Below are 26,978 nucleotides of genomic sequence, written 5' to 3' on the forward strand. Positions count from 1 at the left end.
CACCCGGCTCACGGCCCGAGCACTCCCGCGGGGTCGGCCAGCATCGGCCCGAAGGCCAGCTCGGCGGCGCCCACCATCAGCAGGCGCGTGCGCAGCTGGGCTCGCTCCACCGTGACCTGCTCGCCGAGGGTGCCGAACGACGCGCGTCGGATGCCGTCCTGCAGCCGGGTGGGATTCGCGGCGAAGAGCGATCCGAGGAATCCGCCGAGGATGATCGACGACGGGTTGAAGATGGCCACGAAGTTGCCGAGCGCTGTGCCCAGAACGTCGAGCTGCCTGTCGATCTCGGCTCGCACCGCGTCGTCGACCGTCTCTCCGAGCATCCGGTCGAACTCGTCGCCGTCGACGGGGTCCGCACCGAGCACGTCGAGCAGGCGACCGACGCTGACCTCGGTCTCGAGGCATCCGGTCTTGCCGCAGAAGCAGGTGACGCCGTTGCTGTTCACCAGCGTGTGGCCGAGCTCGCCGGCGTAGCCGCGCGCGCCCTGCAGGGTACGGCCGGCGACGAGCACGCTGCCGCCGATGCCCGAGGTCGATCCATTGAGGTAGACGATGTCGTCGACGCCGCGTCCGGCGCCGAAGAGGCTCTCCGCGAGCAGGCCGAGCTGCGCGTCGTTCGCGGCGAGGGCCGGGATGCCGACCTGGGCGGCGACCGGCTCGGCGAGCGGCTCGTCGTTCCAGAGAAGGTGCGGGGCGAGGGTGACGACACCGTCCGACGTGCGCACGAGCCCGGGCACGGCCAGGCCGACACCCACGATGCGCTGGTCGTCGTCGAGGCCGGCGCGCAGAGCATCCACCTCTCGTCTCACGATGTCGATCGTCTCGGAGACGCCGGGCGCTGCGGGGGTCTCGTGCCGCACGCGCGAGTGCACACGGCCGCCGAGGCCCACCAGGCCGATGGTCACGGCGTCGAGGTCGGGGTTCACCGCCACCGCGAGCATGCGGTCGGTCAGGTGCACGAACGGGCTGGGGCGCCCCACCGTTCCGGGGTCTGTCTGCTGGGTCTCGTACACGAGCCCGAGCTCCGCCAGCTCGGCGACGAGTGCCGCGATGGTCGAGCGGTTCAGGCCCGTCGCGCGGGTGAGACCGGCCCGCGTCTGCGACCCGCCGTGGTGCAGCAGCGTCAGGATCGTGGAGAGGTTGTGCCGCCTGGCCTGGTCGTTGCTGTTGCCCACGCGACTCAGCGGGGCGGGCACAGACTCGACACTCATGATCCGAATACTAGTCTCCCGATCGTCGTCGAAAGCTGATATGTTTTCGACAGCAACAATTCACCAATGACGTTGAGAGACGGGAATCACCATGGCCCTCGAGCCCACGCGCGACGATAAATTCTCCTTTGGCCTCTGGACCATCGGCTACAACGGAGCCGACCCGTTCGGCGGCCCCACCCGAGCCCCCCTCGACGTCGTCGAAGCGGTGCACAAGCTCAACGAGCTCGGTGCCTACGGACTCACCTTCCACGACGACGACCTCTTCGCCTTCGGCTCCACCGACGCCGAGCGCCAGACGCAGATCGACCGCCTCAAGCAGGCACTCGCCGACACCGGCGTGATCGTGCCGATGGTCACCACCAACCTCTTCTCTGCTCCCGTCTTCAAAGACGGCGGCTTCACCTCGAACGACCGCGGCGTTCGCCGCTTCGCGCTGCGCAAGGTTCTGCGCAACATCGACCTGGCCGCCGAGCTGGGCGCCAAGACCTTCGTCATGTGGGGTGGCCGCGAGGGCGCCGAGTACGACTCGGCCAAGGACATCCGCCAGGCCCTCGAGCGCTACCGCGAGGCCGTCAACATGCTCGGCGACTACGTCACCGACAAGGGCTACGACATCCGTTTCGCGATCGAGCCCAAGCCCAACGAACCGCGCGGCGACATCCTGCTGCCGACCCTGGGCCACGCGCTCGCCTTCATCAACACCCTCGAGCGCCCCGAACTCGTCGGCGTGAACCCCGAGGTCGGCCACGAGCAGATGGCCGGGCTGAACTTCGCCGCCGGAATCGCGCAGGCGCTCTACCAGGGCAAGCTCTACCACATCGACCTCAATGGCCAGCGGGGCATCAAGTACGACCAGGACCTGGTCTTCGGCCACGGCGACCTGCAGAACGCCTTCGCCCTCGTCGACCTGCTCGAGAACGGTGGCCCGAACGGCGGACCGGCCTACGACGGCCCCCGCCACTTCGACTACAAGCCCTCGCGCACGGAGGACATCACGGGCGTCTGGGATTCGGCTGCCGCGAATATGCGCACCTACCTGCTGCTCAAGGAGCGCGCCGCCGCGTTCCGCGCCGACCCCGAGGTGCAGGAGCAGCTCGCCGCGTCGCGCGTTCTCGAGCTGTCGCAGAACACGCTGGGCGAGGGCGAGAGCTACGACGACCTGCTCGCCGACCGCAGCGCCTACGAGGAGTTCGACGCCGACGCCTACTTCAACGGCAAGGGCTTCGGCTTCGTGCGCCTGCAGCAGCTGGCCCTCGAGCACCTGCTGGGCGCGCGCTAACGCGGCGACGCTGGTGCGTCGCCGCGTTAGCGCGCGAAAGGCGGCAGCCCCCGGCCGCGGCAGGCTCATCAACGTGAGCCCCGCGGCCGGCCATCTCATTCACCTCGCTTAAGGATTCCCCCATGCCCCTCGTCGCCGGAGTCGACTCGTCCACCCAGAGCTGCAAGGTCGTCATCCTCGACGCCGAGACCGGCGCGCTCGTGCGCATGGGCCGCGCGCCGCATCCGGAGGGCACCGAGGTCGACCCCGCCGCCTGGTGGCAGGCCCTGCGCCAGGCGCTCACCGCCTCGGGCGGGCTCGACGACGTCGACGCGCTGGCCGTGGCAGGCCAGCAGCACGGCATGGTCGCTCTGGATGCCGACGGCCGGGTGATCCGCGACGCCCTGCTCTGGAACGACACCCGCTCGGCCCCCGCGGCCTCGGAGCTGATCGCGGAATTCGGCGCCGAGGAGCTGGCGCGACGCACGGGAACCGTGCCCGTCGCATCCTTCACCATCACGAAACTGCGCTGGCTGCGCGATGCCGAACCGGCCAACGCCGAGCGCGTCGCCGCCGTCGCCCTGCCCCACGACTGGCTCACCTGGCGCCTGCGCGGCTACGGCCCCGCCGGCGACGAGACCAGCCCGCTGGGACCGGTCCTCTCCGAGCTCACCACCGACCGCTCCGACGCGAGCGGCACCGGCTACTTCGACTCCGTCTCCGGAGAGTACGACCGCGAACTCCTCGTCGCCGCGCTCGGTCACGACTGCATTCTTCCGCGCGTGCTCGGCCCGGCCGAGTCCGCCGGAACGACCCCCTCGGGCGTCGTCCTCGGCGCCGGCGCGGGCGACAACGCGGGCGCGGCCCTCGGCCTCGGAGCCCGGGCCGGAGACGTCGTCGTCTCGATCGGCACGAGCGGCACGGTCTTCGCCGTGACCGAGGCCCCCATCAATGACCCGTCGGGCACCGTCGCCGGCTTCGCCGACGCGAGTGGGCTGTCGCTGCCGTTGGTCGCCACCCTCAACGCCGCGCGCATCCTGGATGCGACGGCCCGGCTGCTCGGGGTCACCCACGACGAGCTCGGCTCGCTGGCCCTGGCCGCGGCCCCGGGATCGAACGGTCTCGTTCTGCAGCCGTACTTCGAGGGCGAGCGCACACCGAATCTGCCGGATGCCACGGCCACCCTCTTCGGCATGACCCTCGCCTCGACCACCCGCGAAGGCCTCGCCCGCGCCGCCATCGAGGGACTGCTCTGCGGCCTGGCAGACGGCGTCGCCGCCGTGACCGCGCTGGGCGTACAGGCCGAGCGACTGCTCATCATCGGCGGAGCCGCCTTGAACCCGGCCGTGCAGGCGATCGCCGCCCAGGTGTTCGAGCTGCCCGTGAGCATCCCGACGCCCGGCGAATACGTGGCCGACGGCGCCGCGGCACAGGCCGCCTGGGTTCTCACGGGCACGCGCCCGAACTGGACGGTCTCGACAGTCGCCACTCCCGCCCCCGACTACCGCCCGGAAATCCGAGCCCAGTACGCAGCTCACGCGGTCTGACGCCCTTCTCCAGGCCCACTCTCCAGGCCCACCCGCCCTCGCGCCTGTTGCCCAGGGCGACCGATGTTGCCCGGCGACCGGCAACATCCGTCGCGCCCGGCAACATCCGCTCGGCGGCCGGCCGCAGAAACAGCTCAGGCCGACCCGAGAAGTCTCTCGGATCGGCCTGAGCCTTGGTGCTGCTGAGCGTGCTACTTGGTGAGCGGCTCGAGGGTCGGGTCGTTGGCGTACGCCTCGGCCGCGTTGTCCTTGGTCACGATGACCGGGTCGAGCAGGAAGGCCGGAACGACCTTCACGCCGTTGTCGTACGACTTGTCGTCGTTCGTCGTGGCCTTGCCACCCTTCTGCAGTTCGCCGACCATGTCGATGGCCTGCTTGACCAGCGCGCGGGTGTCCTTGTTGATGGTCGAGTACTGCTCGCCCGCCATGATGGACTTCACGGACTCGACCTCGGAGTCCTGACCGGTGACGACCGGGATCGGCTTTCCGGCGGCCTTCACCGAGGTGATGATCGCGCGAGCCAGCGTGTCGTTCGGGGAGAGGACTCCGTCGAGCGACGTGGTGCTGTACGTGCTGGTGATCAGCGAGTCCATGCGGCTCTGGGCGTTCTCCGCCTTCCAGCCGGCGGTCGCCGTCTGCTTGATGTCGGTCTGGCCCGAGCCCACGACGACGGTGCCGTCGTCGATGGCCGGCTGCAGAACGCTCATCGCGCCGTCGAAGAAGACGGCCGAGTTGGCGTCATCCGACGAACCCGAGAACAGCTCGATGTTGTACGGGCCTTCGGCCTTCTTCGCCTTCATGCCGTCGAGCAGGGCCTGGCCCTGGAGCTCGCCGACCTTGAAGTTGTCGTAGGCGACGTAGTAGTCGACGGCCTCGGTGTTGAGGATCAGGCGGTCGTACGCGATGACGATGGCGCCGGCGTCGTGCGCGGCCTCGACCTGGGTCGAGAGCTGCGAACCATCGGCGGCACCGATGATGATGACCTTCGCGCCCTTGGTGACCATCGACTGGATCTGGCCCTGCTGGTCGGCGACGGTGCCGGATGCGGCGGCGTACTGAACGTCACCCTTGTAGCCGGCCTCCTTGAGGCCGTCTTCGAACAGTCCACCGGCGAGAACCCAGTTCTCACTGGTCTTCGAGGGCAGTGCGACTCCGATGACGGAATCGGCGGCGAAACCGGCCGACGCTCCATCGGTGGAGGTCGTGTCTCCGGCGCGGCTGGAGCAACCCGACAGCGCCAATGCTGCGACCGCAGCGACAGCTGCAGCGGTTAGTGCGACTTTACGCATTTCAATCACTTTCTTTTGTGTGGTGCAGGGATGAGTGGTGCAGGAAGGAAAGATCTAGTTGTTGGGAGTGACCGACGAGGGGCGGTTGGTCTCCGACGCGCCGACTGTGGGCTCGAGGGCGTTCGTGTCGTCCTGCACCCGGGGAACCGGGGGCGTCTCGACGGCCACGGCGCCACCTGTGCGCTTGCGCGTGAGGAACCCGGTGATCGACGGGCGGCCCTGGCTCTTGTTCCAGACGTCGATCGCAACGGCGGCAAGGAGGACGAGGCCCTTGATGATCTGAACCCGGTCAGACGGAACGCCGACGAGCTGCAGACCGTTGTTGAGCACGGCCATGACCAGACCACCGATGATCGAGCCGGTCACGGTTCCGACACCACCGGCGACGGCGGCGCCACCGATGAACACGGCCGCGATCGCGTCGAGCTCCCAGTTCAGGCCGTCCTGCGGGCCGGATGCCGTGGAGCGGGCCACGAAGATCATGCCGGCCAGCGAGGCGAGCACAGACATGTTCATCATCACGAAGAAGTTGACACGGCGCGAGTTGACGCCCGAGAGCTCAGCAGCGTGCGAGTTGCCGCCGACCGCGTAGATGTGACGGCCGAAGATCGTGTTGCGGGTGACGAACGAGTAGAGCAGCACGAGCACGCCGAGGATGATGCCCGAGATGGGGAAGCTGGTGCCGACGCGGCCCGACGAGAAGAGGTAGGTGGCGTAGCCCGTCACGATGACGAGCCCGGCGATCTTGATCAGCGAGACCCAGAGAGGAGCCATGTCGCTGCCCATCTCGGCCTGCGTGCGGCGGGCCGAGAACTCGCGCCACACGATGGCCACGATCACGACGATCCCCAGCAGCAGGGTGAGGTTGTTGTAGCCGGTGTCGGGGCCGATCTCGGGCAGGTAGCCGGCGCCGATGAACTGGAACTCCTTGGGCACGGCCACCGAGTTGGCGTTTCCGATGAACTGGTTGCCACCGCGGAAGATGAGCATGCCGGCCAGCGTCACGATGAACGCAGGCACTCCCACGTAGGCGACCCAGAAGCCCTGCCAGGCTCCGATGAGGGCGCCGACGACCAGTCCGAGCACGATCGCCACGGGCCACGGCACGTTGAAGTTCTGCATGAGGCTCGCGACGACGATGCCGGAGAACGCCGCGACCGAACCGACCGAGAGGTCGATGTGCCCCGCGATGATCACCATGACCATGCCGATGGCGAGGATGAGGATGTAGGAGTACTGGCTCACCAGGGCGATCAGGTTGCCCGGGGTGAGGGTCAGCCCGCCCGTCCACACCTGGAAGATGATGATGATGACGACCAGGGCGCCGAGGATGCCGAGCTGCTTGGCCCCCGATCCGCTGCCGAACATCTTGCCGAGGTCGCGAATGCCTCCGGACTTCTTGGGGGCTTCGGTGATTTGAGTCATCAGGAAAGAACCTTCTTCTTGGCGGAGGTCATGCTCTTCATGAGCGTTTCGGGATCGGCCTCTGCGGCCGGGATGTCATTGGTGATGGCGCCTTCGAAGACCGTGTAGATGCGGTCGGAGATTCCGAGGAGCTCGGGCAGCTCGCTCGAGATGACGATCACGCCCTTGCCCTCGTCGGCGAGCTTCTGGATGATGCCGTAGATCTCGAACTTGGCACCGACGTCGATGCCGCGGGTCGGCTCGTCGAGGATCAGCAGGTCGGGGTCGGTGAACATCCACTTGGCCAGAACGACCTTCTGCTGGTTGCCGCCCGAGAGCTTGCCGACCCCCTCGTTGACCGTGGGCGTCTTGATGCGCAGGCTCTTGCGGTAGGCATCCGAGATCTCGTACTCCTTGACCTCGTCGACCACGTCGCGCTTCGAGATCTTCTTGAGCTTGGCCGAGACCGTGGAGCGCTTGATGTCGTCGAGCAGGTTGAGCCCCAGGACCTTGCGGTCCTCGCTCACGTAGGCGAGACCATGGTCGATCGCGTCGCCCGCGTTCTTGAGCACGATCTCCTTGCCGTCCTTGATGATCGTTCCCGACACATAGGTTCCGTAGGAGCGGCCGAAGATGCTCATGGCGAGCTCGGTGCGCCCGGCGCCCATCAGTCCGGCGATTCCGACGATCTCGCCGCGGCGCACGAAGAGGCTCTCGTCTTTGCAGACCAGGCGGTCGGAGATGAGCGGGTGCTGAACGGTCCAGTTGCGCACCTCGAAGAAGACCTCGCCGATCTTGGGGGTGTGCTCGGGGAAGCGGCTCTCGAGGTCGCGACCCACCATGCCGCGGATGATGCGGTCCTCGTTGACCCCGTCCTCCTTGACGTTGAGGGTCTCGATGCTGCGGCCGTCGCGGATGATCGTGATGGAGTCGGCCACCTGCTCGATCTCGTTCAGCTTGTGCGAGATCATGATCGACGCGATGCCCTTGGACTTGAGGCCGCGGATCAGGTCGAGCAGGTGCTGCGAGTCGTTCTCGTTGAGCGCCGCCGTGGGCTCGTCGAGGATGAGCAGCTTCACGCTCTTGTTGAGCGCCTTGGCGATCTCGACGAGCTGCTGCTTGCCGACGCCGATGTTCTTGATGAGCGAATCGGGGTCGTCTTTCAGTCCGACCCGGGCGAGCAGCTCGATGGCCCGCTTCTTCGCGTCCTTCCAGTCGATGACGCCGCCGCGGCCGGGCTCGTTGCCCAAAAAGATGTTCTCGGTGATCGAGAGCTCGGGGATGAGCGCCAGCTCCTGGTGAATGATGACGATGCCGGTCTGCTCGCTGGAGCGGATGTCGCGGAAGCGCACCTCGTTGCCCTGGAAGACGATGTCTCCCTCGTAGGTGCCGAAGGGGTAGACGCCCGAGAGCACCTTCATGAGGGTGGACTTGCCCGCACCGTTCTCGCCGCAGATCGCGTGGATCTCGCCGGCCTTGACCGTCAGCGATACGTCGGAGAGGGCCTTGACCCCGGGGAACTCCTTGGTGATGGATCGCATCTCAAGGATCGTGGGACTAGAAGACATTCATGCGCTCCTTGAAAGACTCCGCTGTCGGACTCGAGGACTCTGTCGAAATCTCTCGCTTAGGTAGTAAACGCCCTCGACCCCCTTGTCGTCAAATAGTTAACGCAACGACTTGATAACGGGAGGTCAGTGCGGGTGCACGCCCGGCTGCTGCAGCACGAGCGCGGCCGCGCCCAGGGCCTCGGCCCGGTCGCCGAGCGACGACATGCGGATGGCGGTGGTCTCGCCCACGATCGGCAGGGCGTTGCGCACCAGGCCCCGCTTCACGGGCTCCAGGATGATGTCGCCCAGGGCAGCGAGCGGTCCTCCGATGAGCACCACCTCCGGGTTGATCATGTTGGCCATGTTGGCGATGGCGCGGCCCACGGCCGTGCCGGCATCGTCGAGCACGCGCAGGGTGGCGGGGTCGCGTGCGAGCCCGCGCCGCACGATGTCGGCCGTGGTCACCGGCACGGGCGACCCGCGCCCGAGCAGCTCGATCATGATCGAGATGGATGCCACGGTCTCGAGGCATCCCCGGTTTCCGCAGCGGCACACGAGACCGTGGTCGGAGACCGGGGTGTGCCCGATCTCGCCGGTGATGCCGAGGTGACCCCCGTAGGGCGCCCCGTTCAGGATGAGACCGGAGCCGATGCCCGAGCCGATCTTCACGAAGACGAGGTTGCGGACGCCGCGATTCTCGCCCCAGGTGACTTCGGCGAGAGCGCCGAAATTGGCGTCGTTGTCAATGATCAGGGGGAATTCGAAGTGTCGTTCGAGATCGGTGAGGCCCACTCCCACCCACTCGGGAAGGATGGCGCCGACGACCACGGTGTTGGTGCGCCGGTCGATCGGTCCGGGGATTCCGATGCCCACACCGAGCACCTGGGGGCGCTCGATGCCGTTCTCCTCGAGCAGCCGGTCGAGCAGCTCGGCACCGACGACGAGGCCGTCTTCCGCGGCGTAGCCGAGGGGCAGGGCCAGGGCCTCCTCCGCTCGCACCTCGTAGCCGAGGCTGGTGATGACGACACGCACGTGCCGCCGTCCGAAGTCGACTCCCACGGCGACGGATCCGCTGTCGAGCAGACGGACAGAGAGCGCGCGGCGGCCGGAGCTGGTCACAGGCGAGGTGTCGACGAGACCGTTCGACTCCATCTCTTTCACGATGTTGGAGACGGTGGCGGTGGACAGCCCCGTGATGCGGGCGAGCTCGGCCTGGGTCGAAGGTCCTCCGGTGAGCAGCGACTCGACGATGCGTTGCTGGTTCAGCTGCCTCAAGGCCCCCTGCGACCCCGGGTTTCGAGGACGGCTCTTCGCTGAGCGTGTTCGTGCAGGCATGTTAGAAGGGTGCATCATGTTCACCTTGTAGTCAAGAAGTTAACGCATAGCCGACAGAGAATGTGATCGGTCACTCGTCAGGTGCACAACCGCCGACACGAGAAAGGCCCGGCGAGCCGCACCGCGATGGATGCGACCCGCCGGGCCCACGGGACGACTCGGGTCAGATCGCCTGCGCCAGACGGTAGTAGGCCGCGTTCCAGCGCACCTCTTTGGCGAACTCGCGCAGTTCGGTGTTCTCGTCGATGACCAGCAGCTCGGTCTTCGCGATCTCGGCGAAGTCCTGGAAGACCTCCAACCCGAGGGCGGTGGACATCACCGTGTGGTGCGCCGCACCGGCCGTGAGCCACGCGGCGGCCGACGTTTGGAAGTTCGGCTCGGGCTTCCACACCGCACGTCCGACAGGCAGCTTCGGCAGCGGAGCCGTGGGCTGCACGACCTCGACCACGTTGGCCACGAGGCGGAAGCGGTCGCGCATGTCGGAGAGGGCGACGACCACGGCGGGGCCGGAGTCGGCGGTGAAGACCAGGCGCACCGGGTCGTCCTTTCCGCCGATGCCGAGCGCGTGGATCTCGAGGGTGGGCTTCTTCGTCGTGAGCGACGGGCTGACCTCGAGCATGTGGGCGCCCAGGATGAGCTCCGCACCGGGAGTCATGTCGTAGGTGTAGTCCTCCATGAGGCTCGCGCCTCCGGGCAGGCCCGCGCCCATCACGTTGGCGGCGCGCACGAGCACGGCCGTCTTCCAGTCGCCCTCGGCTCCGAAGCCGTAGCCCTCGGCCATCAGGCGCTGAACGGCGAGACCCGGAAGCTGCTTCAGCCCGCCGAGGTCTTCGAAGCTCGTGGTGAAGGCCGAGAATCCTCCGGCCTCGAGGAAGGAGCGCAGTCCAAGCTCGATGCGGGCCCCGTCGCGCAGCGACTCGTGGCGCTCTCCGCCGACGAGGAGCTCGGGCACGACGTCGTAGAGCTCGATGTATTCCGCCACGAGAGCGTCGACAGCGGCGTCGCTCTGCGCATCCACGGCCTCGACCAGTTCGTTCACGCCCCAGGTGTTGACCTGCACGCCGAACCTCAGCTCGGCCTCGGTCTTGTCGCCCTCGGTGACCGCCACGTAGCGCATGTTGTCGCCGAAACGGGCGAGCTTCATCTCGTGCGTGGCGGCCCAGCCTGCGGCCGCGCGGCTCCAGTCGGAGATCTGCTTCTGCACGCTCGGGTCGGTGACGTGGCCGACCACCGTCTTGCGGGCGACGCCGAGGCGGGCCTGGATGTAGCCGAACTCGCGGTCGCCGTGGGCGGCCTGGTTGAGGTTCATGAAGTCGAAGTCGATCTCGCCCCAGGGCAGCTCGACGTTGGCCTGCGTGTGCAGGTGCAGAAGCGGCTTGCGCAGCAGGTCGAGTCCCGTGATCCACATCTTGGCCGGCGAGAACGTGTGCATCCAGGCCGTGACGCCGATGACCTTGTCGTTCGCGTTGACCTCGAGGGCCATGCGGCGGATCGCGTCGGAGTCGGTCAGCACCGGCTTCCACACGATGCGAACCGGGATGCCCGTGGACGCCTCGAGCGTGTCGGCGATCGTCTTCGACTGCTCGGCCACCTGGCGGAGGGTCTCCTCTCCGTAGAGGCCCTGGCTGCCGGTGAGGAACCAGATCTCGTAGTCGTCGAGGGTGGTGCGGAGTGTGCTCATGCGAGGGATCCTTCGGGGTTCTGTCCGTAGACGTTCTGGTAGCGGTCGAAGAGGGAGTCGATCGCGGGCTCGGGAATCTCGACGGGGGCGCCGAGCTGGCGGGAGATGTGCACCGTTCGGGCGACGTCTTCGACCATGACGGCGGCCTTGACCGCGTCGCGGGCGTCCTTGCCGATCGTGAACGGGCCGTGGCTCTTCATGAGCACGGCGCGCGAGCGGTGGCCCTTGAGGGTCTCGACGATGCCGCGACCGATCGAGTCGTCGCCGATGATTGCGAACGGTCCGACCGGGATCTCGCCGCCGAACTCGTCGGCCATGGCCGTGATGACACAGGGAATGGGCTCGGCGCGAGCGGCCCAGGCGACCGCGTAGGTGGAGTGCGTGTGCACCACTCCCCCGACCTCGGGCATGTGGCGGTACACGTAGGCGTGTGCCGCCGTGTCGCTCGAGGGCGAGCGCTCGGAGCCCGGAGTGCCCGGGATGACCGCGCCGTCAAGGTCGCAGAGGATCATGTTCTCCGGCGCCAGGTCGTCGTAGTCGACGCCCGACGGCTTGATCACGAACAGGTCGGCGCCCGGAACGCGGCCGGAGATGTTGCCTCCCGTCCAGATGACGAGGCCGTAGCGCACCAGCTCGCCGTGCAGCCGCGCGACGTCGTCGCGAACGCGCGCGATCGCATCCTGGATCTCGGGGGTGAAGTCTGTCACGGTGTCGCTCACGCGAGGGCCTTCTTTCTGGCGGTCTTCAGCCGCTTCATCACGTCGTTGGCGCCACGACCGAAGTAGTCGTGCAGCTCGGAGTAGTCGGCGTAGAGGGCGTCGTAGGCATCGGCGTTCGCCTTGTTCGGCACGTAGACGGCCTCGTCGAGACGGCCCATGGCGTCGCTCGCGGCGAGCACATCGGGGTAGGCGCCGGCCGCGACGGCGGCGTGGATGGCGGAGCCGAGCGCGGGGCCCTGCGTGCTGGCGAGGATCGAGATCGGCAGGCGCAGGATGTCGCTGTAGGTCTGCATGAGGAACGCGTTCTTGATGAGGCCTCCGGCCACGATGAACTCGGTCACCTCGACTCCCGACGCGTTGAAGGTCTCGATGATCTTGCGGGTTCCGAACGCGGTCGACTCGAGCAGCGCGCGGTAGATCTCCTCGGCGCGGGTCGCGAGCGTCTGGCCGACGAGGAGGCCCGACAGCTCGGTGTCGACGAGCACGGAGCGGTTGCCGTTGTTCCAGTCGAGGGCCAGCAGGCCGTGCCCGCCCACAGGCTGGTGCTCGCTCAGCTCGGTCAGGTACTGGTGAATGCTGATGCCGCGCGCGTCTGCCGCCTCGCGATAGTGGGAGGGCACCTGGTTCTCGACGTACCAGGCGAAGATGTCTCCGACGCCGGACTGTCCCGCCTCGTAGCCGTAGAGGCCCGAGACGATGCCGCCGTCGACGACGCCGCACATGCCCGGAACTTCCTTGAGAATGTCGGAGTTCATCACGTGGCAGGTCGAGGTGCCCATGATGGCCACCATCTGTCCGGGCTTGACTGCGCGCGCGGCGGGGGCGGTCACGTGGGCGTCGACGTTGCCGACGGCCACGGCGATGCCTTCGGGCAGGCCGGTCCAGGCCGCGGCCTCCGCGGAGAGCCGACCCGCGGCATCCCCCAGCTGGCCGATGCGGTGTTCGACCTTGCTGGTGGCGAAGTCGGCGAAGTCGGGGTTGAGCGCGCCGAGGAACTCGGAGCTCGGGTATTCGCCGTCCTGCCAGATGCCCTTGTAGCCGGCTGTGCAGGCGTTGCGCACGTATTCACCGGTGAGCTGCCAGACGATCCAGTCGGCGGCCTCGACCCAGTGGTCCATGCGGTTGTAGAGCTCGGGGTCCTCCTCGAGCAGCTGCAGGCCCTTGGCGAACTCCCACTCGCTCGAGATGAGTCCGCCATAGCGGGGAAGCCAGGCCTCGCCGCGCTCTTCGGCGACCCGGTTGATGCGGTCCGCCTGGGGCTGCGCGGCGTGGTGCTTCCACAGCTTCACGTAGGCGTGCGGGCGGTCGGCGTACTCGGGCAGCTCGTTCAGCGGGGTGCCGTCTGCGAGGGTCGGAACCATCGTGCAGGCGGTGAAGTCGGTGCCCACCCCGATGACCTTCGACGGATCGATGCCCGCTTCGGCGAGCGCGGCGGGAACGGTGTGCTTGAGCACGTCGACGTAGTCGCTCGGCACCTGCAGGGCCCACTCGGGCGGCAGGGCGGCTCCGGATGCGGCGAGCGTGCGATCCATGACCGCGTGCGGGTATTCGAGAACACCGCTTCCGAGCTCGGCGCCGTCGCTCACGCGAACGACGACGGCCCGGCCGGAGAGGGTTCCGTAGTCGATGCCGACGACGTAGCGCTCGTCGTCGTTCATGTCGGAAGTGCTCATCGGGGGAACTCCTTTGTTCGCATCACGCGGTGGATCCAGTTAATGTGACCGTTCACATTGCCGTGTTCATGTTACCCGAGCGCCGCCGCCCGCTGTCAAGCGAACTATCCGCGCCCGGCCGGTGCATCTGCGCCCGGACGACCGGCAGCGAATGCGCCGAACAGGCGCGGATACTCACAGCGCGCGGGGCGCAGCCGTCGACGCTCGCACGATGAGGTCGGGAACCAGGGCGCGCTCCTCCACCGGGGTGCCGCGGATCGCCGCCAGCAGCAGCGCGATGCAGCGCCGCCCGAACTCGTCGAAGTCCTGCCGCACGGTCGTGAGCGGCGGCCAGAAATGGGCGGCCTCGGGAATGTCGTCGAAACCGACGACGCTCACGTCACCCGGAACATCCAACCCCGCGTCGCGGAGCGCGTGCAGCAGGCCCAGCGCCATCTGGTCGTTCGACGAGAACACGGCGGTGACATCGCCCTCGGCGGCGATCCTCTGGCCCGCGAGATAGCCGGATTCGGGGGTCCAGTCGCCCACGAGCGGCTCGCTGGGAGGGAGCCCGGCGGCCTCGAGCTCGGCGTGGAAGCCCACGATGCGCGCCTCCGCCTCGATCCAGTCGAGCGGACCCGCGAGGTGCCGGATGCGCGTGTGCCCCAGCTCGAGGAGGTGCCGCGTGGCGCGCCTGGCCCCCGTGATCTGGTCGACCGAGAGCGCGTGATCACCGCGCCGACCGGTGGACTGCATCGTGACGAACGGCAGTTCGAGCCCGCGCGAGACCAGCGCGTCGAACACGCGCACCTGCGGCGCGATCACCACCAGCCCCTCGATTCCGAGGTCGAGCAGGTGGGTGAGCGCCGCCTGGATCTCGTCGACGTCGTTGCCGTCGACGTTGACCGTGTTCACGAAGTACCCCTCGGCGCGGGCCGCGCGCTCGATGGCACGGATGCTCGATGCCGGCCCGTACTGCGCACTCGACGCCGACAGCACGCCGAGGGTCGCCGAGCGCGAGGTGACGAGGGCCCGGGCAGCCCGGTTGGGTCGGTAGTTGAGCTCGCCCATCACGGCGAGCACCCGCTCCCTGGTCTCGGGCCGGATGCTCGGGTGCGCGTTGAGCACGCGCGACACGGTCTGGTGCGACACCCCCGCGATGCGGGCGACGTCGCGAATGCTGGGGGCGCGACCGGATGCCGGCGGCTGCGTCACTCCGCCCTCCGCAGGGCGTGCGCCATCCACCACCACACCAGGGAGCCCGCGGTCGCGTAGACGAGGAGCGAGAAGATCGTGGCGAGGATGGAGACCGCGAAGGTCAGGCCGATTCCGGATGCGTCCTCGCCGGAGACGGATCCGCTGCCGAGGACGGCGCCGAAGATGATCGTGATCAGCGGCGCGACCAGGGGCGAGATCGCGGTCGAGGCGATGAGACCGAAGCCGACCAGAATGCCCGTCGCGCTCCAGGTGACCGCCCAGGGGCGAGCGACTCCGACCGGAGAGATCATGGCCTTGCCGATCCAGATGCCCGCCCAGCTGACCGCGGCACCCAGCAGCATGGCGACGATCAGCACGAGCCACGCCACCCAGGCATGCTCAGGCGACAGCCCCGCGGCTTCGAGGACGGAATCGAGGGGCCTCACCTGGTAGCCGTCGGACTGCCGGACGATGCCCTGCACCAGCGACATGATCACCACGATCAGGAACAGGATGCCCGCCAGCGTCACGATGGTCAGGCCGGCGGTGAGCACGGTGTTCGACACGGCGCCCGCCAGCAGCGCACGGTTGCGGTGCGCCCGCGTCAGCGGTGGCCTCACGATGCGCTGGTTCGGGTACGAGAAGCCGGGCGGCTGAGTCGGTTGGCTCACACGATCTCCTTGTCGAACGTCGTGCCGAAAGGATAGCGGCTGGCTCGATGCGCGGCCCGCACCCCCGGCGCGGGTGTTTAATGAGTCATCATGACGATATGGGACTTCTCGGATTCCACCCGATCGACCCCGCACTCCTGACGTGACGAGAACCGCGAGCAGATCACGAATCGTATCGGCGTGGAATACGTCGATGCTGCTTCAGTGCGCCGCCTTCGGAGCGTTGACGGCGGTGCTCATCACGGCCATGAGTCCGATCACCTCGTCGATCGCCCTCGCGTCCCCCGTGGTCTACTCCCTCGTGGGATCGATCTCGTCGCTCGGCCCGCTGGTCGCCGCCCGGTGGCTGCGCGCACCGGGCTCGCTCGTGCTTACCGCACTCGTGGCCGGACTCCTGGCGATGCCCTTCACCGCGCTCGGATTCCTGATCATCCTGGCCTTGGGACTGCCCGCGCTCGCCGCCGAACTGGTGCTGCTGGCAAGCAGCTTCTCGACCAGGCCCCGAGAGGCGTCCTGGTACGCCGCGGCGGCCACCCTCGCCCTGGTGCTCTTCGCGATCTCGCTCGTCGTGATCGACCCGGCGGTCATGTCGCCGTGGGTGGTCGTTCTCACCCTGCTCGGCCGCGTGCTGTCGATTCTGCTGCTCGCAGCCGTCGCGGTGCGCGTGGAGAAGGCGCTCACCCGCTCGGGCCTCCGTCGACGGCCCATCGGCGGGGTCGCGCCGTGACGGTGTGGGGCGCCCCGCGACTGCCGCCGCACTTCGTCTCGAGGCCGGGACTGGTCGAGATCCTCGAGTCGCCGGTTCCGCTCGCCATCGTGCACGGGCCGGCCGGTGCGGGCAAGACGTCGTTGCTCGCCGAGTGGGCGGCCGGCACCGCCCAGCATGGCGTCTGGGTGCAGTTCGAGACGGCCGACACGACAGGGCCCGCGGCGGTGTCGATGATCGCCGCCGAGCTGTCGGCCGCGGGAATGATCTCGGAGCCGAACCCCCTCCAGCTGGCCGATGCCGCGATGGCGGGCGGCACCGACGAATGGTCGTTGCTGCGTCGCGGCCTTCAGGCGCTCGGTCGCGAGCTCGTTCTCGTGATCGACCGCGCCGATCTCCTGATCCCCTCCGAGCTGCACTCGCTCCTGTCGATCCTTCCCCGAGTCGAAGGCCTGCGACTCGTCCTCTCGACCAGACGCATCTCCGTCGTCGACGCGTCGACGCCCGTCGTGGGCGTCGTGCGTTCCGTCATCGGATGGAAGGAGCTCGCCTTCTCCCGCTCCGACGTGCGCGTCGCCCTCGGGGCCGGCGAGACCGACGAGCTCGTCGATGAGGTGATGCGTTTCGGCGGTTCACCCCTGCTCGCGCGAGCCCTCGCAGCGGCCGGACCGAGAACATCCGACGTGCCCGAGCGGATCGCCCGTGCCGCCGATACCTACGCGAGCTACGTCTGGGCGAACACCGCGGCCGACGACGATTCCGGCGCGAGCGTCGAGGGATACAGATCCTTCCTCCTCGCCATCTCGATCGCCGACGCGCTCGACGGCGAGCTGGTCGAGACCCTCTCCGGATCGCCGCATGCGGCGGCGCTGCTCGATCGCGCCGAACGCGATGGGCTCGGGCTCTGGCACGGCGAAGGCGCCACCCGCACCTTCACCCTGACGCCGCTGCTGCGCGAGACTTTTTTGCAAGAACTGAAGAGCGAGAGACGCGCAGCGCTCGTGGGGCTGCGCCGGCAGGTCGCCGTGTGGTCGCGCGCGCACGGGCGCCCCTTCGAGGCCCTCGACTTCGCGGTGCGCGCCAAAGACCTCGCCTTCGCGTCGACTGTCGCTCGCGGTTCGTGGATGGTGCTGCTGCGCAACCACGGGTCGCAGGTCATCGAGGCCTTCTCCACGACGCCCCTCGTCGCACTGCGCCAGTACCCGCTGCTCTCGTTGCTTCTCGCGTTGATCTTCAACGCACGCGCGCACCATCGGGTTCGGGCGATCGAGTTCTTCGGCCTCGCGATCGCCTCCTCGCGCATCCTGGGTTCGCGCGCCGCCCCGGCCGACCGCGCCCTGTTCCGCACGATCGAGAGCAGCTCGCTGCGAGTGCTCGGGTCGTTCGAGCCTGCACTTTCGGCAGCCGAATCGGCCTACGAGACGCTCGTGGGGCTCGACCTCGAAGACATCGCCCGACTCGGTCGTCTGCAGCCCGCCCTCTTCAACCACGTCGGCATCAGCTTCTTCTACAACGGACGCATGGAGAAGGCCATGGCCAGCTTCCGGCGCAGCTCGTCGATCGGTGAGGCCGAGAACGTGCCGTCGGGACTCGAGGGGCTCGCCCTCGAGTCGGGGGCCGCTGCGATCACGGGAGATCTCGTGACGGCCGAGGATCGCTCGGCCGATGCGCTGCGCCGACACTGGCCCGACGGGTGGATCACCGGGTACATGGGCAGCTTCTACCAGGTCGCCGAGGCGTTCATCGCCCTCGAACACTTCGATGCCGAGAAGGCCGACGAGCATGTGCGCTCGCTCGACCGGCATCGCGCGACCATCGAGCACTGGCCGATCCTCGCGCACCTGGACGCCCTGATCGCCATGTTCAGGGGAGACCCCGATCGGGCACTGCTCGACCTCGAGCGCGAGATCGCCACCCACTCGAAGCGCTCCTCGCTCGGTCCTTTCACTGCGGCACGGCTCCGTGCCACCCGATCGCTCCTGCACCTGGCGGCGGGCGACGCCGACGCCGCCGAGAGCGCCCTCGCGGTTCAGGGTCGGCGCGCGCGGCGCGACACGGTCGCTCTCGCGCGCATCATGCTGGCGCGAGGCAATCCCGACGGCGCCCTCGAGCTGCTGGGGCAGGCCGCGCCCGGCGACGATCAGACGCCCCGGGTCGAGGGCGAGGTGCTGGTTCTCAGGGCCGCCGCGCTCACGGCCAGCGAACGCACCGAGGCGTCGGCCGCCACGCGTCGGGCGGCGACCTTCCTGCAGCACAGCCACCAGGGACTCGCCTTCGCGCTCATCCCGGAGACGCACCAGCGTGGGATGATGCCGGGCATGCTGGCCGTGAATCCCGCCCTCGCGTCCGCACCGTCGCTCGTGCCGGTCGCCGAGACCCGCGTGTCGCTGACCGCCCGGGAGGAGGCTGTCGCCGAACAGCTGGCGCGCTTCGCCTCGGTCTCGGACATCGCGACGGCCTTGACCGTGTCGCCGAACACGGTCAAGAGCCAGCTCAGATCGCTCTACCGCAAGCTCGGCGTCTCGAATCGCGCAGACGCGATCGCCGTGCTGAGCCAGCGCCGCGCGCCCTGAGAGTGCGCGTCGGGCCTACGAGACGGGCACGACGAGCCCGCCCCAGGTCTCGTCGATGTAGTCCTTCGTCTCCTGCGAGGTCAGCAGCTCGTAGAGCTTCGCCACCCGCGGGTCGTCCTTCAGCTTGTCGCTGGTGGCCAGCACGTTGAAGTACGGGCTGTCGCTGCCCTCGATGAGGATGGCCTGCTTGGCGGTGAGACCGGCGGGAAGTGCGAAGGAGATCGTGACGAAGGCCGTGTCGACATCGGCGACCGCCTGGGCGAGGGTGGCGTTCTCGATCTCGACGAACTCGTAGTCGTGGGGGTTCTCGGTGATGTCGGCGAGCACGGTGGGCTCATCGGTGACCTCGATCAGGCCCTCGGCGGCCAGGATCTTGAGGGCGCGGCCCTCGTTCGTCGGGTCGTTGGGGATGGCGATCTTGGCGCCGTCCTTCAGGTCGTCGAGACTGGTGACCTTGTCGCTGTAGAACGCCGCACTGGGCAGGTAGACCTCGCCCGCGCTGACCAGCGTGCCGCCGGCCTGATCGTTGTACGTGTCGAGGAAGGTGCTGTTCTGAAAGAGGTTCGCGTCGATCGAGCCGTCGCTCAGCGCCGTGTTGGGCGTGTTGTAGTCGGTGAACTCGGTGAACTCGATCGTGAGGCCGGCGTCGGCGGCCAGGTTGTCGGAGACGAACTTCAGGATGTCGCCGGCGGGCGTCGCGAGCGCGCCCACCTTGATCGTGCCCAAATCGCCGGAGCCCGACCCGGAGCCGGCGTCGGAGGACGAATCGGAGGACGAATCGGAGGTGGTCGAGCACGCGGCGAGCGCGGTCAGGGACAGTGCGGCCGTTGCGACGGCGGCGACGATGCGGATGCTGTTCTTCATCATGGTGCCTTTCGGATCGAGGTGCAGGGGGTAGGAGTGGGGGTGTCAGGAGTTCTGGCGCTGGAGGCGTCGCGCGCCCCACGCCGCGAGGGCGGCGAGGGCCTGCACGATCAGATAGATGACGATGATGACCGCGACCATGTGGATGGTGCTGTAGCGCTGGTAGCCGTAGCGGAATGCCACGTCGCCGAGTCCACCGCCGGCCACGGTGCCGACCATGGCCGAGAAGTTGATGATCGAGGTGACCGTCGTGGCGAGCCCGAGGAGGATGCTGGGCAGCGCCTCGGGCACCAGCACCTTGCGCACGATCTGCCACGACGTCGCGCCCAGGGAGTCGGCCGCCTCGGACAACCCGGGCTCGACCTCCTTGATCGCGATCTCGACCATGCGGGCGAAGAACGGGATGGCCACCAGCGACAACGGCACGATCGCCGCTGTCGAACCGATGAACGTGCCGACGATGAGGCGGGTGAACGGGATGACCGCGATCATCAGGATGATGAACGGCACGCTGCGGCCGAGGTTGACGACGAAGTCGAGAATCCGGTTGATGACGACGCCTGCGCGGCGCGAGCCGAAGGGCGCCGAGAAGAGGCCGCCCTTCTCCGTGCCGACCAGCAGGATTCCGAGGGGCAGGCCCACGATGATCGTCACGAGCAGCGCGACCCCGACCATGTAGAGGGTCTGGCCGGTGCCGATCAGGAGCACCTGGAACAGGTCTGACCAGAATCCGGGAGCGGAGGGATCGATCATGCGTCCGCACCTCCGACGACCTCGACGAGAAGGCCCTGGCCGCGCAGGTCGGCGAGCGCCCTGTCGATGTCGTCGCGCGCGCCGGGGAGGGCGAGCCGCGTGCGCCCGGCCTGGTTGCCGCCGATGGTCTCGACGGCGGCGCCGAGGATGCTGACGTCGAGTCCGTGCACCCGTGCCAGCTGGGCGATCACCGGCCGGTCGGCCAGGCCGCCGCTGAAGGTGATGTCGACGACGGTGTGGCCGGCGGGCGTGTGCACCTCGCCGAGCGGGAACAGGTCGCGGGCGAGACGCGAACCAGGAGTGCGGATGAGGTCGACGAGGTTGCCGGTCTCTGTGACCCGGCCGCCCTCGAGAAGCGCGGCCGAGTCGCAGATCGTCTTGACGACATCCATCTCGTGGGTGATGAGCAGCACGGTGAGTCCGAGCTCGGAGTTGATCGTCTTGAGCAGCGCGAGAATCGATCGGGTCGTCTCGGGGTCGAGGGCGCTCGTCGCCTCGTCGCTGAGCAGCACCGACGGTTTCGCCGCGAGCGCCCGGGCGATGCCGACGCGCTGCTTCTGGCCGCCCGAGAGCTGGCCCGGGTAAACGCAGGCCTTGCTCGACAGGCCGACGAGGTCGAGGATCTCCGCCGCCCGGCGGCGACGCTCGCGCACATCGACGCCCACGATCTCGAGGGCGAGCTCGACGTTGCCCTGCACGGTGCGGCTGGTGAGCAGGTTGAAGTGCTGGAAGATCATGCCGATGCCTCGACGTGCACTGCGCAGCTCAGCGGCGCCGAGGCTCGTCAGAACGCGTCCGTCGACCTCGATGCTTCCCGAGTCGGGGCGCTCGAGCAGGTTGACGGTGCGGATGAGCGTGCTCTTGCCCGCCCCGCTCTGGCCGGCGACACCGAAGATCTCACCCCGCTCGACCGCGAGGCTTACGTTGTCGAGCGCGGTGACCCGGCGGTCTGCGCGGCCGAACGTCTTGGTGACGTCGGTGATGGCGATCATGGGGTTCCCCGGGCTCGGTGGTGCAGACGACATTGCACAGCACCGCGCAACTTCAGGTGCTCCCCAGTGTGGCCGAGCCCGAACCGGCCGACCAATTCGTGTTACCGAATGTGAACGGCGCGCTTCCAGGCGACCTCGCGGTCGAGCTGCCCGGTCTGCCGGAAGAGCGCGACCTGGGCCGTCTCGCCGAGAGCCGCGGCCAACGACGCGGTCGACACGCGCTCGAAGCCGAGCTTCTGCCAGAACGGGCCGGAGCGCCGACTGAACAGCCAGGCGCGCTCGACGCCCGCGGCGCGTGCCGCATCGAGGGCGAACCGCGCCAACTCGCTTCCGAGTCCGCACGATCGAACGGCCGACGCGACGGCCACGCTGCGGATCAGGGCGTCCGGCGCCGAGGGCGACCGCTCGAAGCCGGTGCTGCCGACGATCTCGCCCCGCTCCCCCCGCACGATCCAGTAACGCGCGCCCCGCGCATCCAGCCCGGCCGTCGTGAGGTCGGCCTCCGCCAGAAAGTCGTGCAGTTCCGCCGTGTCGAGCGGGTCGACGGGCATTGGACGGATCACCTGACCGAGCGTAGCAATCGAAGGGATTCGTTGACAGGTGACCATATAGTCACCTATTTTTGACGACATGGACGAGGTGTTCCGGGCTCTGGCAGACCCCACGCGGCGGGCGATCCTCGACGCGCTTTTCATCGAAGACGGTCAGACCCTGGGCGCACTCGAGGCGCGGTTCGACATGAGCCGCTTCGGCGTGATGAAACACCTGGGAATCCTCGAGGAGGCCCGGCTCGTGATCGCTCGACGACGAGGCCGCGAGAAGCTGCACTTCCTCAATCCCGTGCCCATCCGGCTCGTACACGACCGGTGGACGAGCAAGTACGCGGAACCCTGGACGGCCGCCCTCAGCGACCTCAAGACAGAACTGGAGAGAACCATGGAGAAGGTATTCGAGATCTACATCCGCACGACGCCGGAGCGCCTGTGGCAGGCGATCACCGACCCCGAGATGCGCAGCGTGTACAGCTTCGGCAACCGCATCGAGTCGGACTTCACCGAGGGGTCGAGCTACACGCAGACCAATCCCAAGGCGAACGCGCCGCTCGGCGACGGGGTGAACCTCGTGGTCGATCCGCCTCGCAAGCTGGTGCAGTCGATGGTGGCCAGGTGGAGCGACGAGGTCGCGTCCGAGGGCACCACCCGCATCACGTGGGAGATCGAGCAGGTCGGAGACTCGTGCCGACTCGTCGTGACCCACGACGAACTGCGCGAGGGCGCGAACGAAGAGTTGTACGGCGGCTGGCCGATGATCCTCTCCGGCCTCAAGACGCTTCTCGAGACCGGCGAGAAGCTCACGACGCCGGGCTCGCTGATGTACACCTAGATCCGTTCCCTGAGCCTGTCGAAGGGTACGTCCGCTGAGATTCCCTTCGACAGGCTCAGGGAACGGCGACGCGGGCGAGCGCCTGGTCGAGGTCGGCGATCAGATCGTTCACGTCTTCGATGCCGATCGACAGCCTGATGAGCCCGGGGGTGATCCCGAGCCTCTGCCGCAGCTCCTCGGTGAACGAGATGTGCGTCGTGGTGGCGGGATGCAGCGCCATCGACCTCACGTCGCCGATGTTCGTCATGCGGGAGATCACCCGCAGACCGTCGAGAAAGCTCCGCGCCCCGGCTGCTCCCCCGCGCACGGTCACGGCGAAGACCGACCCGGTGCGGCCGCCGTACAGGCGCTGCGCCAGCTCGTACGCCGGATTGGATTCCAGCCCGGCGAAGTCGACGCTCTCGACCTTCGGGTGCTGCTCGAGCCAGCGGGCGATCGTGACCGAACTGTCGAGGTGCCGTTCCATGCGCAGAGACAGGGTCTCGATTCCCTGGTGCAGCAGGAACGAGTTGAAGGGCGACAGCGCCGGCCCGATGTCGTTGACCACGGCCTCGCGGGCGAGCCGCGCGTAGCCGGTGCGGCCGTAGCGCTCGAGCAGCGATCTGCCACCGGATGTCTGGGGTTCGGTCAGCAGCGGATAGCGCCTCTCCGAGGCGGCCCAGTCGAACGTGCCTCCATCGACGATCGCCCCGGAGAGCCCCGCGCCATGGCCGGAGAGGAACTTCGTCGACGAGTGCACCACGACGGCGGCGCCGTGCTCGATCGGGCGGATCACGTAGGGCGACGCGATGGTGTTGTCGACCACGAGCGGGATGCCGTGCCGGGCGGCCACGCGGGCGACCTGGTCGATGTCGACGATGTCGTTCTTGGGATTGGGGATGGTCTCGGTGAAGATCGCCTTCGTGTTCGGCTGGATGACGCGATCCCACTCGTCGTCGTCGGCCGTGTTCCACACGTAGTCGACGGAGACGCCGAAGCGGGCGAAGCTGCGACCGAAGAGCACCCGCGTTCCGCTGTAGATGCTGGCGGTCGACACGATGCGCTCGCCGTTCTCCGCGAGCGCGAGCAGGGCTGCGGTGATCGCGGCCTGCCCCGACGAGACGACGATGGCCTCCGAGCCGCCTTCCAGCGAGGCGATGCGCTTCTCGGCCACGGCTCCCGAGGGGTTGCGCTGCCGGGAGTAGATGAGCCCGTCGGCGTCTCCGGAGAACCGGTCTCGGGCATCGTCGAAGGAGTCGAAGCGGTAGCCGGCGGTCATCGCGATGGGCGAGACGCGGGCTCCGGCGTTGAGGTCGTCGTACTCGCCGGCGTGCACCTGGCGCGTGTCGAAGGCGTAGCCCTGCCAGTCGTATTCGGGCGGGGCGATGTCGGTCGAGGGCGGGGTGGCATCGGTCACAGAACACTGCTTTCTTGGGCGGAGGGGCTGAGACATCGGCGCACGGCGTGCGCCATGTCGAGCACGGCCTGCTCGAGGATGGGTCGGGGCATGGCGAAGATGAGACGCGCGTACCCCTCGTAGCCGCGGCCGCAGAGGGATCCGTCGGTGAGGGTGACGCCCGCCTCGAGGCGGAAGAAGTCGGCGACCGAGCCGTCGATCTGCAGATCGGAGCAATCGAGCCAGGCGATGTACGTCGCATCCGGGATCGTGTAGCGCACCTCGGGCAGGTGCTCGTCGAGCAGCTCCGCGAGAAGCCGGCGGTTGCCGTCGAGGTAGTCGACGACCTCGCCCAGCCACTCGCGCCCCTCGGTGTAGGCGACGGTCGCGGCGATCACGCCCGGGGTCGCAGCGCCGTGCATGACCGCGAACCCGAAGGTCTGGTAGAGCTCCTCGTCGGACGTGTTCGAGGTGATCAGCTGTGCGGTCTTCAGGCCGGGCAGGTTCCAGGCCTTGGATGCCGACGTCGACGTGATCGTGTGCCGCGCCGTGGTCTCGGACAGCGACGCGTAGGGAATGTGCGCGACGCCGTCGTAGCGCAGGGGCGCATGGATCTCGTCGGCGAACACACGCCCGTTGTGCCGGTCGACGATGCGGGCGATGGCCTCGAGCTCGTCGCGCGTGAGTACCGTTCCGGTGGGGTTCTGCGGGTTGCAGAGGATGAGGGTGCGGGCGCCGGCGCGGAAGGCCGCCTCGAGCCCCGCGAGGTCGTGCTGCCAGCGGCCGTCGGCGTTCACGACGCCGGGAACCTCGAACACCTCGCGGCCCAGCGTGGGAACGAAGCTGAGGAACGGCATGTACGCCGGCGTGGGGATGATGACTCCCGTTCCGGATGGCGAGAACTTGGTGATGGCCACCTCTAGCGCGGCCATCACGTCGGAGACGGCGTGCACGTTCTGCCACGGGAAATCCCAGCCGTACTCGTCGCGGTGCCAGGCCGCGGTGGCCTTGCCCATCTCGTGCGAGGTCGCCGGGGCCAGATAGCCCAGGTTGCCGTCGTCGATGGCCTGGTGCAGCGCGCGGGTCACCTGCGGCGCCGTTCCGAAGTCCATCTCGGCCACCCAGGCTCCGATGGTTCCGGGGTGCAGGCTCCACTTGCGGCTCGAGGGAATGCTCAGCTCGGCACGGGTGATGTGGTCGAAGCGGGCGTGAGTCATGCAGCGATCGTACGGACAATGCGCCCGACCCCGTCGCTGCTTTACGCCATGTGTCATCGGCCCTCGGCGTTCCCCGTCTCCGCGCTTATGGTCGTCGCATGACCACGCCCACGCCTGTCCGCATGTTCGAACGCGATGGACAGCTGGTTCTCGGGGCGATGGTGCGCACGCTCGGGGCGTTCCCCTCCGGATGGAGGTATCCCGGCGCCCACAGGAACCCGGCGAACGACCCGGCGGCGCTCAAACGCCTCGCCCGCACAGCCGAGAAGGCCGGCCTCGACTTCCTCTTCCTGGGCGACTGGCTGTCGTCGAGCTCCGACCTCGAGTACACGGAACCCTCGCTCCTGGCGCGCATCGATCCGTTCAGCTCGGCCGCGTACCTCGCCGCCGTCACGAACCGCATCGGCCTGATCGCCACGGCCAGCACCGCGCATTCCGAGCCCTACGCGATCGCCCGGGCCGCGGCATCCATCGACCGCCTCAGCGGCGGGCGCTTCGGCCTCAACCTGACCGTGGGAACCGACCCGAGGGCCGGTGCGAATTTCGGCAGAACGGATGCCGGCGGCCCCGACGACAACCGCTTCGAGACCGGGGTCGAGTACGTGCGGCTGCTGCGCAGCCTCTGGGACAGCTGGGACGACGACGCGGTGGTGGCCGACGCGAAACGCGGCATCCTGGTCGACCACTCGCGGGTGGATCCGGTCGACCACGAGGGCAGGCGGTTCAGCGTGGCCGGGCCGCTCAACGCGCTGCGCCCCGTGCAGGGGCAGATCCCCGTGGTGCACGCGGGCGTCTCGGTTCGCGCCCGGGAGTTCGCGGCCGCGCACGCCGACATCCACATCGTGGCGCCGTCGAGCCTCGGAGACGCGGTGAAGTTCTATCGCGAGGCGGGCCTCCGCGCGACGGCGGCCGGGCGGGCACCCGGCGACATCACGATCATCGCGCCCATCCTGCCCATCGTGGGCGAGACGCGACAGGCGGCCTTCGCGATCTACGACGAGCTCGTAGCGCTCGTGCCCCTCGACGACGGCAGCCCCCGGGCGCAGTCGCTCGGACTGCCGGCGAACAGGTCGACGGCCGCGCTCCTGCGCTCCGTGGGCCTGCCCCTGCTCGAACGCGGTCTCGACGAAGCAGTGTCGCTCGCGACCGCCGAACGCTTCAACGCGGTGGGGCAGCGCCTGCTCGAGGTCGTCGAGTCGCGCTCCGGGCGCTCGGTCGGCGGCGCGCGGCCGATCACCTACCGGCACCTCGTGGTGGCGCAGGCCATCGCGGCTCCGCTCGTCGTGGGGTCGGCCGTCGACATCGCCGATCACCTCGAGACCTGGTTCCGCGCCAGCGCCGCCGACGGCTTCGCCATCCAGAGCGCGTTCCTGCACGAGCAGTTCGACGCGTTCGCGCATCAGGTGGTTCCCGAGCTGGTGCGCCGCGGCCTCGTGCACGAGGGCTACGACGCGAAGACCCTGCGAGGCCACCTGAACCTCACGAAGCCCGCTCGCGAGGCGCCGGTCGCCCCAACGGTCGGCCCGCACTGGGTGATCTGAGACGGTCTGAACGGGCACTGCAGTCAAGCCGCGTTACGCCCTGTTTCGTGCGTGACC

At 68.4% G+C, this 26,978-nt stretch carries 22 protein-coding genes; 6 read left to right on the top strand and 16 right to left on the bottom strand.

The window, feature by feature from the left end; genetic code table 11:
- Positions 1-8 precede the first annotated feature (8 nt).
- Positions 9-1,211, bottom strand: a complete 1,203-nt coding sequence (locus ASF51_RS01070; protein WP_055924001.1) for an ROK family protein — start codon at positions 1,209-1,211, stop codon at positions 9-11.
- Positions 1,212-1,302: 91 nt separating this feature from the next.
- Between ASF51_RS01070 and xylA the strand changes: the two genes are divergently transcribed.
- Together xylA and ASF51_RS01080 are read left to right on the top strand one after the other, a co-directional pair.
- Positions 1,303-2,493, top strand: a complete 1,191-nt coding sequence (gene xylA, locus ASF51_RS01075) for a xylose isomerase (protein WP_055924004.1) — start codon at positions 1,303-1,305, stop codon at positions 2,491-2,493.
- Positions 2,494-2,615: 122 nt separating this feature from the next.
- Positions 2,616-4,019, top strand: a complete 1,404-nt coding sequence (locus tag ASF51_RS01080) for a xylulokinase (RefSeq protein ID WP_055924006.1) — start codon at positions 2,616-2,618, stop codon at positions 4,017-4,019.
- Positions 4,020-4,210: 191 nt separating this feature from the next.
- Here ASF51_RS01080 and ASF51_RS01085 read toward each other — a convergent pair whose 3' ends face one another.
- The 9 genes from ASF51_RS01085 to ASF51_RS01125 form a co-directional block, all read right to left on the bottom strand.
- Positions 4,211-5,308, bottom strand: a complete 1,098-nt coding sequence (locus ASF51_RS01085) for a sugar-binding protein (RefSeq protein WP_055924008.1) — start codon at positions 5,306-5,308, stop codon at positions 4,211-4,213.
- A 54-nt stretch (positions 5,309-5,362) separates the two neighbouring features.
- Positions 5,363-6,733 (bottom strand): multiple monosaccharide ABC transporter permease, encoded by a 1,371-nt coding sequence (gene mmsB, locus ASF51_RS01090; RefSeq protein ID WP_055924011.1) that lies wholly within the window; start codon positions 6,731-6,733, stop codon positions 5,363-5,365.
- Entirely contained in the window at positions 6,733-8,280 is a 1,548-nt protein-coding gene (mmsA, locus tag ASF51_RS01095; RefSeq protein ID WP_055924015.1) for a multiple monosaccharide ABC transporter ATP-binding protein, read from the bottom strand. The genes mmsB and mmsA overlap by 1 nt, the downstream gene beginning before the upstream one ends.
- 126 nt (positions 8,281-8,406) lie before the next feature.
- Entirely contained in the window at positions 8,407-9,597 is a 1,191-nt protein-coding gene (locus ASF51_RS01100) for an ROK family transcriptional regulator (protein ID WP_055924018.1), read from the bottom strand.
- A gap of 163 nt (positions 9,598-9,760) precedes the next feature.
- Entirely contained in the window at positions 9,761-11,278 is a 1,518-nt protein-coding gene (gene araA, locus ASF51_RS01105; protein ID WP_055924021.1) for an L-arabinose isomerase, read from the bottom strand.
- Positions 11,275-11,997 (bottom strand): L-ribulose-5-phosphate 4-epimerase, encoded by a 723-nt coding sequence (locus ASF51_RS01110; protein WP_369797271.1) that lies wholly within the window; start codon positions 11,995-11,997, stop codon positions 11,275-11,277. Before ASF51_RS01110 ends, araA begins: the two co-directional genes overlap by 4 nt.
- Positions 11,994-13,670, bottom strand: coding sequence for a ribulokinase (gene araB, locus ASF51_RS01115; RefSeq protein ID WP_055924024.1), 1,677 nt, complete (start codon positions 13,668-13,670; stop codon positions 11,994-11,996). Before araB ends, ASF51_RS01110 begins: the two co-directional genes overlap by 4 nt.
- Positions 13,671-13,844: 174 nt before the next feature.
- Complete coding sequence (locus tag ASF51_RS01120; RefSeq protein ID WP_055924026.1) at positions 13,845-14,864, bottom strand: LacI family DNA-binding transcriptional regulator; 1,020 nt, start codon at positions 14,862-14,864, stop codon at positions 13,845-13,847.
- Positions 14,861-15,517, bottom strand: coding sequence for a hypothetical protein (locus ASF51_RS01125; RefSeq protein WP_055924029.1), 657 nt, complete (start codon positions 15,515-15,517; stop codon positions 14,861-14,863). Before ASF51_RS01125 ends, ASF51_RS01120 begins: the two co-directional genes overlap by 4 nt.
- 193 nt (positions 15,518-15,710) lie before the next feature.
- Here ASF51_RS01125 and ASF51_RS01130 point away from each other — a divergent pair, with 193 nt between their 5' ends.
- Positions 15,711-16,244 (top strand): hypothetical protein, encoded by a 534-nt coding sequence (locus ASF51_RS01130; RefSeq protein WP_055924032.1) that lies wholly within the window; start codon positions 15,711-15,713, stop codon positions 16,242-16,244.
- Positions 16,241-18,796, top strand: a complete 2,556-nt coding sequence (locus tag ASF51_RS01135) for a LuxR C-terminal-related transcriptional regulator (RefSeq protein ID WP_055924035.1) — start codon at positions 16,241-16,243, stop codon at positions 18,794-18,796. The genes ASF51_RS01130 and ASF51_RS01135 overlap by 4 nt, the downstream gene beginning before the upstream one ends.
- A 15-nt stretch (positions 18,797-18,811) precedes the next feature.
- On the opposite strand, the gene ASF51_RS01140 is transcribed toward ASF51_RS01135, so the two are convergent.
- The 4 genes from ASF51_RS01140 to ASF51_RS01155 form a co-directional block, all read right to left on the bottom strand.
- Positions 18,812-19,663 (bottom strand): MetQ/NlpA family ABC transporter substrate-binding protein, encoded by an 852-nt coding sequence (locus tag ASF51_RS01140; protein WP_055924039.1) that lies wholly within the window; start codon positions 19,661-19,663, stop codon positions 18,812-18,814.
- Between the two features lie 42 nt (positions 19,664-19,705).
- Positions 19,706-20,413, bottom strand: coding sequence for a methionine ABC transporter permease (locus ASF51_RS01145; RefSeq protein WP_055924042.1), 708 nt, complete (start codon positions 20,411-20,413; stop codon positions 19,706-19,708).
- Complete coding sequence (locus ASF51_RS01150; protein WP_055924045.1) at positions 20,410-21,405, bottom strand: methionine ABC transporter ATP-binding protein; 996 nt, start codon at positions 21,403-21,405, stop codon at positions 20,410-20,412. Before ASF51_RS01150 ends, ASF51_RS01145 begins: the two co-directional genes overlap by 4 nt.
- Positions 21,406-21,506: 101 nt before the next feature.
- Positions 21,507-21,968 (bottom strand): GNAT family N-acetyltransferase, encoded by a 462-nt coding sequence (locus tag ASF51_RS01155; RefSeq protein WP_235497097.1) that lies wholly within the window; start codon positions 21,966-21,968, stop codon positions 21,507-21,509.
- Between the two features lie 67 nt (positions 21,969-22,035).
- Here ASF51_RS01155 and ASF51_RS01160 point away from each other — a divergent pair, with 67 nt between their 5' ends.
- Entirely contained in the window at positions 22,036-22,788 is a 753-nt protein-coding gene (locus ASF51_RS01160; protein ID WP_055924051.1) for an SRPBCC domain-containing protein, read from the top strand.
- Between the two features lie 55 nt (positions 22,789-22,843).
- On the opposite strand, the gene ASF51_RS01165 is transcribed toward ASF51_RS01160, so the two are convergent.
- Both ASF51_RS01165 and ASF51_RS01170 read right to left on the bottom strand, forming a co-directional pair.
- Positions 22,844-24,184, bottom strand: a complete 1,341-nt coding sequence (locus ASF51_RS01165) for an O-acetylhomoserine aminocarboxypropyltransferase/cysteine synthase family protein (protein WP_235497098.1) — start codon at positions 24,182-24,184, stop codon at positions 22,844-22,846.
- Positions 24,181-25,380, bottom strand: coding sequence for a MalY/PatB family protein (locus ASF51_RS01170; protein WP_055924054.1), 1,200 nt, complete (start codon positions 25,378-25,380; stop codon positions 24,181-24,183). Before ASF51_RS01170 ends, ASF51_RS01165 begins: the two co-directional genes overlap by 4 nt.
- A gap of 98 nt (positions 25,381-25,478) precedes the next feature.
- On the opposite strand from ASF51_RS01170, the gene ASF51_RS01175 reads away from it, so the two are divergent.
- Positions 25,479-26,921 carry an NtaA/DmoA family FMN-dependent monooxygenase gene (locus tag ASF51_RS01175; protein WP_157411950.1) on the top strand — a complete coding sequence of 481 codons (1,443 nt, stop codon included), beginning with the start codon at positions 25,479-25,481 and terminating at the stop codon, positions 26,919-26,921.
- The last annotated feature ends 57 nt before the right edge of the window (positions 26,922-26,978 follow it).

Source organism: Agreia sp. Leaf283, from assembly GCF_001422485.1.
GTDB lineage: Bacteria > Actinomycetota > Actinomycetes > Actinomycetales > Microbacteriaceae > Agreia.